The sequence below is a fragment of the Streptomyces sp. NPDC048516 genome, from assembly GCF_043199875.1.
Taxonomy (GTDB): Bacteria; Actinomycetota; Actinomycetes; order Streptomycetales; family Streptomycetaceae; genus Streptomyces.
Genome location: NZ_JBICWS010000001.1, coordinates 375,925 through 390,923 on the forward strand (window position 1 = coordinate 375,925; position 14,999 = coordinate 390,923).

The 14,999-nt window shown below is 72.9% G+C and carries 8 protein-coding genes and 1 pseudogene; 4 read left to right on the forward strand and 5 right to left on the reverse strand.

Translation table 11 applies throughout. The annotated features are described in order from the left end of the window. The first annotated feature begins 137 nt into the window (after nt 1-137). On the forward strand, nt 138-1,682 hold the full coding sequence (locus ACGFR7_RS01725) for an APC family permease (protein ID WP_393311820.1): 1,545 nt from the start codon (nt 138-140) through the stop codon (nt 1,680-1,682). Nucleotides 1,683-2,109: 427 nt separating this feature from the next. Here ACGFR7_RS01725 and ACGFR7_RS01730 read toward each other — a convergent pair. Then, nucleotides 2,110-2,343, reverse strand: a pseudogene (locus tag ACGFR7_RS01730) (chaplin); the annotation flags it as partial. 404 nt (nt 2,344-2,747) lie between these two features. On the opposite strand from ACGFR7_RS01730, the gene ACGFR7_RS01735 reads away from it, so the two are divergent. From ACGFR7_RS01735 to ACGFR7_RS01745, 3 genes are all read left to right on the forward strand, one after another. Next, on the forward strand, nt 2,748-3,914 hold the full coding sequence (locus ACGFR7_RS01735; RefSeq protein ID WP_393311822.1) for an exonuclease SbcCD subunit D: 1,167 nt from the start codon (nt 2,748-2,750) through the stop codon (nt 3,912-3,914). Beyond that, on the forward strand, nt 3,911-7,126 hold the full coding sequence (locus tag ACGFR7_RS01740; protein ID WP_393311824.1) for an AAA family ATPase: 3,216 nt from the start codon (nt 3,911-3,913) through the stop codon (nt 7,124-7,126). Before ACGFR7_RS01735 ends, ACGFR7_RS01740 begins: the two co-directional genes overlap by 4 nt. 178 nt (nt 7,127-7,304) lie before the next feature. Next, nucleotides 7,305-8,168: an SDR family oxidoreductase gene (locus ACGFR7_RS01745; protein ID WP_393311826.1), complete on the forward strand. Its 864-nt coding sequence runs from the start codon at nt 7,305-7,307 to the stop codon at nt 8,166-8,168. On the opposite strand, the gene ACGFR7_RS01750 is transcribed toward ACGFR7_RS01745, so the two are convergent. The 4 genes from ACGFR7_RS01750 to ACGFR7_RS01765 all read right to left on the reverse strand — a co-directional run bounded on the left by ACGFR7_RS01750 (nt 8,140) and on the right by ACGFR7_RS01765 (nt 14,610). Then, nucleotides 8,140-9,585 carry a GNAT family N-acetyltransferase gene (locus ACGFR7_RS01750; protein ID WP_393311828.1) on the reverse strand — a complete coding sequence of 482 codons (1,446 nt, stop codon included), beginning with the start codon at nt 9,583-9,585 and terminating at the stop codon, nt 8,140-8,142. The genes ACGFR7_RS01745 and ACGFR7_RS01750 overlap by 29 nt on opposite strands. A 78-nt stretch (nt 9,586-9,663) precedes the next feature. Further along, nucleotides 9,664-11,358: a DUF885 domain-containing protein gene (locus ACGFR7_RS01755; protein WP_393311830.1), complete on the reverse strand. Its 1,695-nt coding sequence runs from the start codon at nt 11,356-11,358 to the stop codon at nt 9,664-9,666. Nucleotides 11,359-11,505: 147 nt separating this feature from the next. Beyond that, nucleotides 11,506-12,903, reverse strand: a complete 1,398-nt coding sequence (locus tag ACGFR7_RS01760) for a GNAT family N-acetyltransferase (protein WP_393311832.1) — start codon at nt 12,901-12,903, stop codon at nt 11,506-11,508. Nucleotides 12,904-12,987: 84 nt separating this feature from the next. After that, on the reverse strand, nt 12,988-14,610 hold the full coding sequence (locus ACGFR7_RS01765) for an alkaline phosphatase D family protein (RefSeq protein ID WP_393311834.1): 1,623 nt from the start codon (nt 14,608-14,610) through the stop codon (nt 12,988-12,990). Nucleotides 14,611-14,999: the final 389 nt, after the last annotated feature.

Genomic DNA, 14,999 nt, shown 5'->3' on the forward strand with positions numbered 1-14,999 from the left:
GAGACGGTCCGGCGAGTGCGGACCGCACGGAAAGTCCGGGACGCACCGGTGCGCCGGAGCGCCGATCGTGTCAGCCTGTGGCGCGGCGAGAACAGGCCGCGAAACCGGTGTGCGCGCCGGCACGAGAAAGGGGCCCGATGCCTGAACTCCTTGATGAGCGCGTGGGATTCGTCCGCCGGATCGGCCTCTTCCAGGCCACCGCCATCAACATGAGCCAGATGTGCGGCATCGGTCCCTTCGTGACCATCCCGCTCATGGTCGCCGCGTTCGGCGGGCCGCAGGCCGTGACGGGCTTCCTGGCCGGTGCGGTTCTTGCGCTCGCGGACGGACTGGTCTGGGCCGAGCTGGGCGCGTCACTGCCCGGCGCGGGAGGAAGCTACGTCTATCTGCGGCAGGCGTTCCAGTACCGGACCGGCAAGCTGATGCCGTTTCTGTTCGTCTGGACGGCGATGCTGTTCATCCCGCTCGGCATGTCCACCGGGGTGATCGGCTTTGTGCAGTACCTCGGATATGTGTGGCCGGACATGAGCCCGGTGCAGGGCGACCTCGTCGGCCTCGTCGTCACGGTGGGCATCATCGCGCTGCTGTGGCGGCGGGTGGAGAACATCGCCAGGCTCACCGTCGTCCTGTGGACGGTGATGATCGCCTCCGTGGCCCTGGTGATCGTCGCGGCCTTCACCCACTTCAGCCCCCAGCGGGCGTTCACCTACCCCGCCCACGCCTTCGAGCTGACGACCAGCCACTTCTGGATCGGCTTCGCGGCCGGCCTGACGATCGGCATCTACGACTACCTCGGCTACAACACCATCGCGTACATGGGCGCCGAGATCAGACAGCCCGGCCGCACCATTCCCCGCGCCGTCATCACCTCGATCGTCGGCATCATGACGATCTATCTGCTGCTGCAGATCGGCACCCTGGGCGTCGTGGACTGGAAGGACATGCTCGACCCGCACTCCACGGCGTCCTCCTCCGTCGCCTCCGCCGTGCTGGAGAAGGCCTGGGGCAAGGGCGCCGCCGACACCGTCACCGTGCTCATCCTCATCACCGCCGTCGCCTCCGTCTTCACCGGGCTCCTCGGGGGCTCCCGGGTGCCCTACGACGCCGCCCGCGACCGGGTCTTCTTCCGCCCGTACGGCAAACTGCACCCCCGTCACCGCTTCCCCGTACTGGGCCTGCTGACCATGGGAGCCGTGATGGCCGTGGGCTTCCTCATCGGACGGCACACCGACCTGGCCACCATCATCCAACTGCTGACCACGGTCATGGTGATCGTGCAGTCGCTGGCCCAGATCGCGGCGGTGACCGTGCTGCGCCGCCGTCAGCCGGGGCTGCGCCGCCCGTACCGGATGTGGCTCTATCCGCTGCCCAGTGTCGTGGCGCTGGTCGGCTGGCTGGTGATCTACGGCTACGCGGACCGCAACTCGCCCGGCAGGCACCCCATCGAATGGTCGCTGGCCTGGGTCGGCGCGGGTGTCGTGGCCTTCCTCGCCTGGGCCCGCTACGAGAAGGAGTGGCCGTTCGGGCCGAAGCGGATCAGTGAGGAGTATCTGCACGGCGCGGAGCCTGCCGAGGCGATGGCTGCGGTCCCTCACCCAGAGCGCCCATGTGTGGAGGACACCGGGTACCGCGATCAGGGTCGCGGCGCCGAGGACGGCGTGCCTCAAGGAGAAGACCCCTGACTGCTCGTACGCGGGCTCATGCGCGGTCCGAAGCCGGCAGGCGCGCGGCCCGAGGGGGATGTCCTGGGGGGGGAGGCGCGTCCGGGTCGCGTCCGGGCGTATCCGGGCGGTCGGGCCTCCGGTGTCGGAGGGCATAAGGGAGCCCGGGGCCGGGCCGCCTGCTCCGATGAAGGTGGAAGGGCTGTCGGTGCAAGCGGCCCGGCCCCGGGCCTGGTGATGCGTTTGCCAGTGATCGTCCCGGGTGGGGCCGTGGTGACCGGCCGCACCCGGGACGGATCGCGTGTTAGCGCATCAAGCCGCCGCCGCCGGTGTGGATACCGCCGCTCGGGTGGTGCTTCTTGTGGTGCTTCACGACGCGCTTGATGACGTGCTTGGTGACGTGCTTGGTGACGTGACGGTGCACGATCACACGGCGCTCGACGTTCCCGTTGAAGCAGGTGTTGCCGAAGGCCGGGTTCAGCAGCCCCACGATGTTAATGGTGTTGCCGCACAGATTGACCGGAATGTGGACCGGGATCTGAAACGCGTTGCCCGACACCACTCCCGGTGAATTGGCCGCGCCACCGGCCGCGCCACTGTCTGCGAACGCTGCCGTAACGCCCCCCAGGGCAGTACCTGCCGCAAGAGCGGCCACAGCAGCCACCCGCGTGATCCGTGACATAACAAATCTCCCGATCGATCCAAGCGACTCACTGCCGCTTCCTGTACTTCCCTTCGGCGTGTGCGGCCACAACATGAGTAAACCCGGGAGGGTTTCACGCTTTCGAGTTAAAAATGTGGTTAATGGTGCCTTATGGGTGTGAAGTGTCTGCTGGGGTGGGTGCTTCTGGAATGTCGGACCACGGGGCCGGGCACCTGTACGGCCGCATCGGTGCCGCAGGTCACTGCTTGCCACCGAGCCCCACCGGGCCGACCGGGTCCACCGAGCAACCCGGCACACCGGCCCACCGGGCCCCACTGCGGGTGCGAGAATGAGGTCCGTGACGGACGGGGGGCCGAGGCTCACGCCGGCCGTGCTGACGCGTAGCCCATGGAGGGGAAGAACATGCAGGTCGGAGTCGCCACGTGAGGCTTCTGCACACCTCCGACTGGCACCTGGGGCGGTCCTTTCACCGCGTGAGCCTGCTCTCCGCCCAGCGTGCGTTCCTCGACCATCTCGTCGCCACGGTGCGCGACCGGGACATCGATGCGGTGCTGGTCGCCGGCGACGTCTACGACCGTGCCGTGCCGCCGCTCGCCGCGGTCGAGCTCTTCGACGACGCCCTGCACCGGCTCGCCGCCCTTGGCGTCCCGACCGTGATGATCTCCGGCAACCATGACTCCGCCCGCCGGCTGGGCGTCGGCGCGGGGCTGATGGAGCAGGCCGGTATCCATCTCCGGACCGACCCGGCAGGCTGTGGCACCCCTGTGCTGCTCTCCGACGCCCATGGCCCGGTGGCGCTCTACGGCCTGCCGTATCTCGAACCGGCCATGGTGCGCGACACCCTCGGTGCGCGGCGGGCCGACCACGCGGAGGTACTGGGCGCGGCGATGGAGCGGGTACGGGCCGACCTCGCCGGACGGCCGGTGGGAACCCGCTCCGTGGTGCTTGCGCATGCGTTCGTCACCGGTGGGGCGGTCAGCGACAGCGAGCGCGATATCACCGTCGGCGGGGTCGCCTCCGTTCCGGTGCCGGTGTTCGACGGGGTGGACTATGCCGCCCTCGGGCATCTGCACGGCTGTCAGACCCTGACCGAGCGGGTCCGCTACTCCGGATCGCCGCTTGCCTACTCGTTCTCCGAGGCCGGTCACCGCAAGTCGTCATGGCTCGTCGATCTCGACGCGGACGGCGCGGTGCAGGCGGAGCGGGTGGACTGCCCGGTGCCGCGGCCGCTGGCACGGATCCGCGGGCCGCTGGAGCAGTTGCTGGAGGACCCGGAACAGGCCCGCCACGAGGAGTCCTGGGTCGAGGCGACGCTCACCGACACCGTCCGGCCGCACGAGCCCATGGCCCGGCTCACCCGGCGCTTCCCGCACATCGTCAGCCTGGTCTTCGACCCCGACGACGGGCCCGACCGCTCGGTGGCCTCGTATGCGCAGCGGCTGCGCGGGCGCAGCGACCAGGAGATCGCCGAGGACTTCGTGGCGCACGTACGGTCCGGGCGGGCGGTCGATGAGCAGGAGCGGACCGAACTGCGTTCGGCGATCGACGAGGTGCGCGTCGACGACATGGTGGCCGAGGTGGCGCGTTGAGGCTGCACCGGCTCGCCCTCACCGCCTTCGGACCCTTCGGCGGCTCCCAGACCATCGACTTCGACCGGCTGTCGCGGGACGGTCTGTTCCTGCTGCACGGCCCGACCGGTGCGGGCAAGACCTCGGTCCTGGACGCGGTGTGCTTTGCGCTGTACGGGTCGGTGCCCGGGGCGCGGCAGAGCGGCCAGGCCCTGCGCAGCGATCTGGCCGACCCGCTGACCCTGACCGAGGTCGTTCTCGAACTGACCGTGGCGGAGCGGCGGTTGGAGATCACCCGGCTCCCCGAGCAGCCCCGCCCCAAGAAGCGCGGCAGTGGTACGACGAAGGAGAAGGCGCAGAGCAGGCTGCGGGAATTCGTGCCGGCGGCAGGCGGCGGGGGAGCGGCGGAAGGTGACGGGCCGCCGGACGGCTCGGGCGGTCACTGGAAGGCGCTGAGCCGTTCGCACCAGGAGATCGGTGAGGAGATCGGCCAGTTGCTCGGGATGAGCAAGGAGCAGTTCTGCCAGGTGGTGCTGCTGCCGCAGGGTGACTTCGCGCGCTTTCTGCGGGCCGATGCGGAGGCCCGCTCCCGGCTGCTGGGCCGGCTCTTCGACACCCGGCGGTTCGCCGCCCTCGAAGAGCAGTTGAATGCGCGCCGCAAGGCCGCCGCCGACACGGTGACGGCAGGCGACGAACGGCTGCTGGCGCTGGCGCACCGGATGGCGCAGGCGGCCGGTGAGAGCGCCGATCTCACCGATCCGTCCGTCCCGGCACCGGACCGCGCCGGGCAGGCGGCGCCGGCCGCACCGGCGCGCGGACGCGGGCGGGCGGCGACGGCGGCCCCAACGGGGCGGGCGACCGTGCCGGGGCAGGCCGGGCCCCTGGAGGGCGGCGGACGGGGCGGCCGTGCCGCGGCCGGGGGAGACCGGGCCGCAACCGGCCCCGGCGAGCCGGGGTTCGCGGAAGCGGTGCTGGTCAGGGCGGCTGTTGCCCGGGTGAGCGCCCGGGAGCGGCTGGCGGTCGCGCACTCCGCGGTGCACGCCGCCGAGGCGGCCGAGCACCAGGCGGCGCGGGAGTGGGAAGAGGCCCGCGAGCGTGACCGGCTCCAGCAGCGGTACGCGGACGCCCGGCGACGGGCCGCCCGGCTCGATGCCTGTGCCGAGGAGCGGGAGCGCACCCGGGAGCGGCTGGAGCGGGCCCGTGCGGCCGCGGAGGTCGCGCCCGCGCTTGCCCTGCGGGACGCCGCCTGGCATGAACTCGACACCGCACAGCGCGCCGAGCGGCAGGCCAGAAGCCCGCTGCCGTCCGCCCTCGCCGACGCCGAGAGCGATCACCTCGCTTCGAGGGAACGGCAGGTGAGGGAAGATCTCGGCTCGCTCGGGGCGGCCCGCAGGGCCGAGCGGCGCGCCGCCGACATCGGCCGGGAGCGGACCGCCCTCGACCGTGAGGCGCGCGCCGATGAGCAGACACGGAAGGACGCCGCCGAGTGGCTTGCCGCATGGGGTGACGCCCAGCGCGCCCATCAGCGGCGCATCGAATCCGCCCAGGAGGCCGCCACCCGGGCCGAACAGCTCGAAGCCCGGATCGCACCGGCCGCCGAACGCTGGGAGGCGGCCCGTCGCCGCGACCGGCTGTCCGCCGAGGTGCGGTCGGCGGAAGGGGAACTGCTCGCCGCCAGGGAGCAGTCCGCGGCGGCCCACGAGCACTGGCTCGATCTCAAGGACCGCCGGCTGCGGGGGATCGCCGCCGAGCTCGCGGACGGGCTGCGCGACGGGCAGGCCTGCGCGGTGTGCGGTGCGACCGAGCACCCCGCCCCGGCCCGGGCCGGGGCAGGCCATGTCGACCGGACGGCCGAGGAAGCCGCGCTGGAGGCTCACCGCCGGGCCGAGGAGACGCGGCAGCAGGCGGAGGCCCGCCGCCAGTCGGCCAAGGAGGCGCTGGCCGCCGCGGCCGCCACGGCCGGGACCACCCCGACCGGTGAACTCGGCGCCCAGGTGGAGGAGCTGCGCGCCGACTTCGCCCGTGCCGGTGAGCTCGGCGCCGACCTGCCTGCCGCCCGTGAGGCGCTGGAGCGCGCCGAGCGTGCATACGAACGGCGCCGCGACGAACAGCAGCAGGCCGAGCGCCGGGTCGCCGCCCGTACCTCCCGGCGCGAGGCGCTGGACAGTGAACGGGCCGCCCTGGAAGAGGAACTGGCCCGGGCGCGCGGCGACTCCCCGAGCGTGGCCGACCGGGCCGCGCGGCTGGAGCGGCAGGTCGCCCTGCTCGCCGCGGCGGCGGAGGCGGCCCGTACGGCGGGCGCCTGCGTCCAGCGTCTTCAGGACGCCGAGGCGGGGCTGTTCGACGCCGCCCACCGCGCCGGATTCGACACCCCGCAGGCCGCCGCCGAGGCCCTGCTGCGGGACGGCGAGTGGCGGGAGCTGCAGCAGCGACTCGACGACTGGCAGGCCGAGTCGGCCGCTGTGGAAGCGGAGTTGGCCGATCCGGGTGCCGGCGCCGCCGCGGCGCTGCCGCCCGCGGACCCGGCTGCCGCGCAGGCGGCGCACCAGGCAGCGGCGGCGCGGCTGCGTACCGCCTCGGCCACCCACGCCGCGGCCCGGGACCGCTGCACCGAGCTCGACCGGCTCTCCGCGCGCGCCGATGCCGACGCCCGCGGGCTGGCCCCGCTGCGTGCCGGCTACGAGCGCATCGCCCGCCTCGCCGCCCTCGCCTCCGGTACGTCCACGGAGAACGAGCGGCGGATGCGCCTGGAGTCGTATGTGCTCGCCGCCCGGCTCGAACAGGTCGCCGCCGCCGCCACGGCCCGGCTGCAGCGGATGTCCGGCGGCCGCTACACCCTCGTCCACTCCGACGAACGGGCCGGCGGCGCCCGGCGCTCCGGCCTCGGTCTGCATGTCATCGACGCCTGGACGGGGCACGAGAGGGACACCTCCAGCCTCTCCGGCGGCGAGACGTTCTTCGCCTCGCTCGCGCTGGCGCTCGGCCTCGCCGATGTGGTCACCGACGAGGCGGGCGGCACCCGCCTGGACACCCTCTTCATCGACGAGGGGTTCGGCAGCCTGGACGAACAGACCCTGGACGAGGTGCTGGACGTCCTGGACTCCCTGCGGGAACGCGATCGCAGCGTCGGCATCGTCAGCCATGTCGCCGACCTCAAGGCGCGGATCCCCGCCCAACTCGAGGTCGTCAAGGACCGGTCGGGCTCGACGGTGCGGCATCGTGTACGGAGCTGAGGATGCCGTGAGCCTGCGGCGTCGGAGTGTCACGGGACGGGCGGTCACCGGCTGACCGGCCGCCCGGCCGACAGGCCGGCCGCGGGATCGAGGAGAGTGCCCGCCGAGGGGAGGGGAGCGCGCGCCACCCGGAAAACCGGGTGACACCGCCACCGGGCGCCCGCCAGCCTGCTGTGTCATGACCTACGACAACAGCCGTTCCGCCGAGAGCTGCCACGCCACGGACGCCGGTGTGCCCCGCCGTGACCCGCTGCCGCTTCTCGGCCGTACCGCGCTGGTCACCGGAGCGAGCCGGCGCCGCGGTATCGGCTATGCGGTCGCCCGGCGGCTGGCCGCGTACGGTGCCGGCGTCTATCTGCACCACCATGTGCCGCACGACGCCCGGCAGCTTTGGGGAGCGGACCCGGGCGGTCCGGACGCGGTCGTCGCCGGGGTGCGTGAACTGGCCGCCCCGGGAGCGGTGGTGGCCCAGGGGCCCGCCGATCTGGCCCGGCCGGACGCCCCCGCCACTCTCCTCGACACCGCGGCCGAGGCACTGGGCGGCAGACTGGACATCCTCGTCGCCAACCACGCCCTCAGCGGCAGCGACGGCCCCCTCGACGCCCTCGATGCGGCGATGCTCGACGCCCACTGGGCGGTCAACACCCGCTCGGTGATCCTCCTCGCCCAGGCCTATGCGCGCCGGCGCCCGCCAGGTCTGCCGGGCGGGAGGATCGTGCTGATGACCTCCGGCCAGGACCTGGGTGACGGGATGCCGGACGAGATCGCCTACGGCCTGGCCAAGGGGGCGCTGGCCTCGGCGACCCGCAGTCTTGCCACCACCTTTGCCGAACTCGGGGTGACCGTGAACACCGTCAACCCGGGCCCGGTGGACACCGGTTACGCGGTCGGGGCGCTGCGCGAGCAGGTCGCCGGGCGCTTCCCCGGCGGGCAATGGGGCGCGCCCGACGACCCGGCCCGGCTGATCGCCTGGCTCGCGACCGATGAGGCGGCCTGGATCACCGGCCAGGTCATCAACTCCGAGGGCGGCTTCCGGCGTTGACTCCGGCTCCGGCTCCGGCCGCGGACCCGTCGATCTCGTAGGCGCGCAGACCCTCGCGCTCCCCGGAGAACCGGAATCCCGCCCGTTCCAGCACCCGCTGGGACGGGACGTTCTCCGGCTCCGTCAGGGCGCACACCGTCCGTACCTCGGGGCGGGCGGCCGCCCAGCCGGCGAGCAGCCGCGTGGCGTCGGTCGCCCAGCCGGCGCCGCGCGCGGACGGGGAGAGGTCGTAGCCGATCTCCACGAAGCCCTCGGCATCCGGCGGACCGTGGAAGCCGATGCTGCCGAGCGCCGTCCCCGAGGCCGCGTCGGTCAGGACGAAGACGCCCCAGCCGGGCCGGTAGTGGCCGGCCGCGGCCGCCCGTACGGCGATGCCGGCACCGCCCGAGGTGGCCGCGGCCGGTGTGCCGTCGATCCAGTCGAACCCCGCGGGCTCACCGTCCGCGACCCGCGCGGCGGTGGCCGGCAGCAGCGCACGCAGCGCCACCCGGCCCGAGGTGAGCACCAGCGGGTAGCCGGCGCCGACGGTGACCAGCGCCTCGAACAGCGGCCGGTGGTCCACCCCCGCGGGAAGACCACTGACCTGGCCGTCGCCGACCTCCACCACCCGCCACACACCGTCGGTGCGCAGCGCCAGGTCCGTGGTGACGAAGCGCAGCCCCAACTCCCTTACCGCGGGCGCCACCTGGGTGAGATCGGGGACGGGGCGCAGCTCCGGGGTGTCGGGGTGCGGGCCGGTCAGCACCGGCTCGCCGTCCACCCACCACACCCGCGCCTCACCCACCGCCTCGAAGGACTCGAAGTCGCGCAGCACCACGCCTCCGGTCAAGAACTCCTCCTGGAGGGCGATGAAGCGGCCGACGACCGCGGCCAGGTGCTCGGTGTCGCCCGCGTCGGGGACGAAGGCGGCCTCGTCCCATTCGTGTTTACGGGACTTGACCCAGTCCTTGACGACGAGCGGACGGGGCCTGCCCGGCGCGCCGGACCCTTCGGCAAGTCCCGCCAGCGCCGCCCGCTCCGGGGCCCGGCCGGGCGCGCAGGGGAGCCAGACGCTGTGCGGGGTGAGCGCACGGAAGGTGTCGTACCAGCCCGGAAGCTCATGGGCGCACCGGTATGCGGAGGGGGAGGTCAGCAGCCGGCAGCCGCGGTCGGCGAGCGCCGCGGACAGCTCGGCATAGCGGTCGGCGGGCAGCATCCAGCCGCGGTACCAGACCGGCCCGGCCTCCCGCGGGACCCGTGCGACCGCCGCTTCGGCATCCCCGGCGACCAGCGCCTCGTGGCCGAGCACCGCGGTCACCGCGCCGGCCGACTGCGCCGCGGCGGCCTCGGTCGCGAAGTGCGGATCGGGACGCCGGGGACGCAGGGGGTCGCCGGGGAGCAGAAGGAGCGGCCGGTCCGCCACGAGATCCACTGTCATATCAGCGGACCCTACGGACGGCGGCGGCCGGCCACAACATCCGGTGGGGTGGCCGGCCGCCGTACACCCGGGCCGTGGTCAGAGCGCCGACAGCTCGGCTTGCAGATCGTCCAGGCCCAGCGAGCCCTGCGACAGCGCCGCCATGTGCCAGGCCTTGAGGTCGAAGTCCGCGCCGTGCCGGGCGCGGGCCGCCTCCCGGCCCTGCAGCCACACCCGTTCGCCGAGCTTGTAGCCGATCGCCTGCCCGGCCATGCCCTGGTAGCGGATGATCTCGCTCTCGACGAAGTCGGCCGGACGGCTGCTGTGCCGTGCGAAGAACTCCTGGGCCAGCTCGGGCGTCCAGCGCTCGCCCGGATGGAAGGGGGAGTCCGCCGGGATCTCCAGCTCCAGATGCATCCCGATGTCGATGACGACCCGGACCGCCCGCATCATCTGCGCATCGAGATACCCCAGGCGCCGTTCGGCGGTGGTCAGGAAGCCCAGCTCGTCCATGAGCCGTTCGGCGTACAGCGCCCAGCCCTCGGCGTTGGCGCTCACGATGCCGACCGTGCTCTGGTACCGGGAGAGCTGGTCGGCGACGTGCGCCCACTGCGCCAGCTGGAGGTGGTGGCCGGGCACACCCTCGTGGTACCAGGTGGAGACCAGGTCGTACGCGGGGAAGCGGGTCTCGCCCATCGTCGGCAGCCAGGTCCGGCCTGGGCGGGTGAAGTCCAGCGACGGCTGGGTGTAGTACGGGGCGGCGGCGCTGCCGGCCGGGGCGATCCGCGACTCCACCCGGCGCACCCGCTCGGCCAGCTCGAAGTGGGTGCCGTCGAGCGCGTCGATGGCCTCGTCCATCAGCGACTGGAGCCACTGCCGGGTCTCCTCGACGCCCTCGATCGCCTCGCCGTGCTCATCGCACCAGGCCAGCGCCTCCCAGGGAGTCTTCGCACCGGGCAGGACCTTCTCGGCCTCGGTCTCCATCTCGGCCAGCAGCCGGTGGAACTCGGACCAGCCGTACGCATACGCCTCGTCCGGGTCGAGATCGGCGCCGTTGAAGTAGCGGGCGAGGCGGGCGTAACGCTCCCGTCCCACCACGTCCGGTGCGCCCTCGACGGCCGGGGCATAGCTGTCACGGAACCAGTCGCGCAGCTCCACCAGGGCGCCGGTCGCCACCTCGGCGGCCTCGGTCAGTTCGGCGCGCAGGGTGTCCGGGCCGGGGTCGGTGAACTCGGCGAACCAGCTGCGGTCGGTGCCGATCCATTCGTCCAACTGGCCGATGACGGTGCGCACCTGGGTCGGCCCGGCGGGCAGATCGCGCTTCAGGCCGGCGTCGAGCGCGGCGCGGTAGCCCTCCAGCGCGGCGGGTACGGCCCGCAGCCGCCGGGCGATCGCCGACCAGTCCTCGTCGGTCTCGGAGGGAGTGACCGTGAAGACCTGCCGGACGTGGTGCAGCGGCGAGCTGAGGTTGCTGACCGAGCGGAGGCCCTCGCCCGCCTCGTGGACCGCCAGCTCGGCGGTCAGCCGTTCGCGCAGCAGCCGCGCGCAGATCTGCTCGGCGGCGCTGTCCGCGCCCGGCCGGGACTCGGCCTCTGCCAGTTTCTCCAGCGTCGTCCGGGCGAGCTGGGCCACCGCTTCCTGGCCCGTCGGTGAGAAGTCGGGGAGCCTGCCGGAGCTCTCGGGGATGCCGAGGAAGGTACCGGTGATCGGGTCCAGATCGACAAGGGCGTCGACATAGGCATCGGCGACCTGGCGGGGCAGCGGACCGCCCCCGGAAGTAGTGGTGTGGGACATGCGTCCATCCTCGTACGGATGGCCCCGCCGCGTCACCACCAAGAGGCGGTACGTTCCTGTCGTTTTGTGCCCGTGCCCGGGTGTGGGCGCGGGGGCAGGGGCGCCGGCCGGGCGCCGGTGGCCCGGCCGGGCACGACGGGGTGGCGCTCAGCGGCGCCCCGTGCCGTCCTGGATCCGTACGCTCTGCCGGGTCGTCCGCCGGGCGGGCACAGCCGTGGGGCGGGTGGTGATCACCAGCGTGCCTTCCTCGATCTGGTAGTCGAGCGGCAGTCCGAGTCCGCGCATCGCCGCCACCATGCCGGTGTTCGAGGCCTTGGTGATCGCATAGACACTCTCGCAGCCGGTTTCGGCCGCCATCGTCACCAGCCGGCGCAGCAGCTCGGCGCCGATGCCGCGCTGCTGCCAGGCGTCCTCGACCAGCAGGGCGACCTCGGTCTCGTCACCGTCCCACAGCAGATGTCCCAGCGCCACCAGCCGGCCGGAGGCGGTCTCCACCGCCAGGGTGCGGCCGAACTGCGGGCTGAGCAGATGGCCGAGATAGCGGTCCGCGTCACCGACGGGGCCGTGGTAGCGCAGCCCCAGGGTCTTCGGGGAGCAGCGGTCGTGCATCTCGCGGGCCGCGGCCAGGTCGGAGGTGTCGGCGCGGCGGATCGTGATCTCGTTGCCCTCGGGCAGCGTCAGGACGTCACGCCGCGGGGGAACCCGCTGGCCGAGTCTGGCGTCCAGGTCGACCAGGGCGCGAACCCGGGCGAACTCGGCGGGGGTGAACGGCAATTGCGGCCTTTCGATGGTGAGCGAGCCCCCGGAGGGGTCGCGGAACTTCATGCGGTGCTTCTCCAACACGCCCTCCGTGGGTACCTGCTCCGCGAGCGGCTGACCGCGCAGCGAGCGCGCGGGAACCGAACGAATCGTGCAGCGGCCCAGCAACTGGCGCAGCACCAGGGGGAGTTCGGAGGAGTCCAGAGCGGTACGGGTCGCCAGGCCCAGCATCCGGGTCGGGGCATCGACGAGGTCGTGCGCGTCGGCCCGCTCCAGCCAGCTGTGCGCGCCGCCCGCGCCGGTGACCGTGCCGGTCAGCTCCGCGGGCGTCAGCGTGCCGGGCGCGCGCAGCAGGAACTCGTCGACCGTGCCCTCGGACAGCGGGTGGGTCTGCAGGCTGAGGATGTCCACCCGCCGCGCGCCCAGCGCCGTGCACAGCGCGGCCAGGCTGCCGGGCTCGTCCCGGACCGTGGTCCGCATCCGCCACAGCACCGTCTCCTGCCCGCCGGCCCCGGGGGCCGGTCCGGACGGGGAAGCCGCCGTGGCGCCGGTATCGGTCGGCGGCGGCGCGTTTTCGTGGCGTCGTGACCACCAGACGTGGAAGCCGGCGGTGGCCAGCAGGGCCACCGCGGCGGAGCACAGCAGCAGCGGGCCCGACGGGCCGTGTGTGACGGTGTCGGCGAGGGCGCCGGCCGCCGCCACGGCGGTGAACAGGGCGGCCAGCTCGATGACGTCCCGCCGCTGGTGGGGGCGGCGGGTGGTACGGGCAGAGGATGCTTCAGTCATGCACACAAGCCTGGCGCACAGGTGTTGCCTGATCGCCAACACCTTGTGTCCGACGGGTAAAAGACGCAATCGACGCATTGGACTCTACTGTCCTACCTGTCCCGGTTGCAGCACCTTGCTGAACAACACCTCGCCACCCTCCTGACGCAGCCGCACCGTCATCTCCCCGCTCTCCCCGTCGATATCGATCTCGCCGAAGTACGGCGGACTCTCCGCGGGAGAGGTGTTGGCACGGTCCGGCGCCTTGATGAACGGCTGCTCGGGCCCGAATGTTCCGTCCAGCTTCAATGCCTGGAATCCACCCGCGTTCAGCGGGCCCGACACGAACTCCCAGAACGGCTCGAAGTCCTTGAACGCGGCCCGCTCCGGCGCGTAGTGCTGCGCCGCGGTGTAGTGGACGTCCGTCGTCAGCCATACCGTGCCGGTCACCCGGGCGTGCTTGATGTGCCGCAGCAGCTCGGCCAGCTGCAGCTCGCGCCCCAGAGGAGCGCCCGGATCGCCCTGGGCGAGCGCCTCGAAGTTGGCTTTGCCGTCCGGTACGACCAGACCCAGCGGCATATCGGAGGCGATCACCTTCCACACCGCGGTGGAGCGGGACAGCTCGCGCTTGAGCCAGCGCAGCTGCCCGGCCCCCAGGATGCCCTGCGGGTCGTCGGTCTGCCGGTCCGGCGAATTGGCGTTCCGGTAGCGGCGCATGTCCAGTACGAACACATCGAGCAGCGGGCCGTGGCGCACCACACGGTAGACCCGGCCGCCCCGGTCGGGCCGCAGCGTCCGGATCGGGAAGTACTCGCTGAACGCGCGCAGCGAGCGCGCGGACAGCACATCGGTCTCCTTCACCGTGTACCGGTCGTCGTCGAGCAGTTGCCCCGGATACCAGTTGTTGTGCACCTCGTGGTCGTCCCACTGGGTGATCGTCGGCACCTGGGCGTTGAAGCGGCGCAGATGGTCGTCCAGCAGGTTGTAGCGGAACGCGCCGCGGAACTCCGCCAGCGTCTCGGCGACCTTGGCCTTCTCCTCGGTCGTCACATTCCGCCAGATCCGGCCGTCCGGCAGGGTCACCCGCTCGGGGATCGGACCGTCGGCGTAGATGCTGTCGCCGCTGCACAGGAAGAAGTCCGGATTCCGGCGCCGCATGTCCTCGTAGATGCGGTAGCCGCCGCGGTCCGGGTTGATGCCCCAGCCCTGCCCGGCCAGATCACCCGACCAGTGGAAGCGCACGCCCTCCCGTCGCCCGCCACCGACCCGGCCGGAACCTCTCCCGGCATCCGTGGGGGTGCGGCCCGCGGGCGCCGTGCGGAAGGTGCCGGTGACCGGCTCGCCGGACCGCCGGGGATCGTCCGGGTCGGCGAGCAGCACCCGGTAGTGGATCTGTTCACCGGGCGGCAGGCCGTGCAGCGAGGTCACGCCGGTGAAATCCGTCCCCGCCCCGGTCACCGGGCCGTGCCAGGTCCTGGCGTTGCGGAACGACTCGGTGGCCGCGGTCTGCACCACCATCCGGGCCGGCCGGTCGGATCGCACCCACACCAGACCCGACGAGGTGGTCACATCCCCGACCTGCACGCCCCAGTCGGCGCTCGGCCGCCCGCTGCGGGCCTGCGCCGGTGCGGCGCAGGAGATGGCGGGCAGCGCCAGTGCCGCCGAGCCGGCCGCCGCGCCCTGCAGCAGTGTCCGCCGTCCGAAGCCGCCGCCGGATCCCTGCGCCATCTCCAACCTCCATGCCTCGACCGATTTCACTGCCGCCCCGTTCGTATCGTTGTCCGGTGCCCGGCAGCCGAACGGACGGTGAACAGGGGCCCGTTCGTCTCCGCGGTCCCTCCGCCGGCCGCGAGGGTCTCCGGTCCCGGCTTCGCGACTCACCGGACCGGGCCATGGTCGCAAGACCCCCGGCCGATCGCCAGGATGCCGCAGGGATGTTTACGCCCCGGGTACGCGCCGCCGCTGCAACGGCGGCCGCCGGGGCGTCCCGGCCGGGGTGTGCGGGACGTACGGGAGGCCCGGGACAGACAGGGCGCTCGGGATGCTCGGGGCACGAGGGGTGCTCGGGACGCACAGGGAGCCCGGGGCGCCCGGGACGGACAGAGAGCTCGGGAGGC

Bases quoted from the DNA above. Each gene is read 5' to 3' on its own strand.
- ACGFR7_RS01745 (WP_393311826.1), top strand. From the start codon at position 7,305: ATGACCTACGACAACAGCCGTTCCGCCGAGAGCTGCCACGCCACGGAC.
- ACGFR7_RS01750 (WP_393311828.1), bottom strand. From the start codon at position 9,585: ATGACAGTGGATCTCGTGGCGGACCGGCCGCTCCTTCTGCTCCCCGGC.
- ACGFR7_RS01760 (WP_393311832.1), bottom strand. From the start codon at position 12,903: ATGACTGAAGCATCCTCTGCCCGTACCACCCGCCGCCCCCACCAGCGG.
- ACGFR7_RS01725 (WP_393311820.1), top strand. From the start codon at position 138: ATGCCTGAACTCCTTGATGAGCGCGTGGGATTCGTCCGCCGGATCGGC.
- ACGFR7_RS01765 (WP_393311834.1), bottom strand. From the start codon at position 14,610: ATGGCGCAGGGATCCGGCGGCGGCTTCGGACGGCGGACACTGCTGCAG.
- ACGFR7_RS01755 (WP_393311830.1), bottom strand. From the start codon at position 11,358: ATGTCCCACACCACTACTTCCGGGGGCGGTCCGCTGCCCCGCCAGGTC.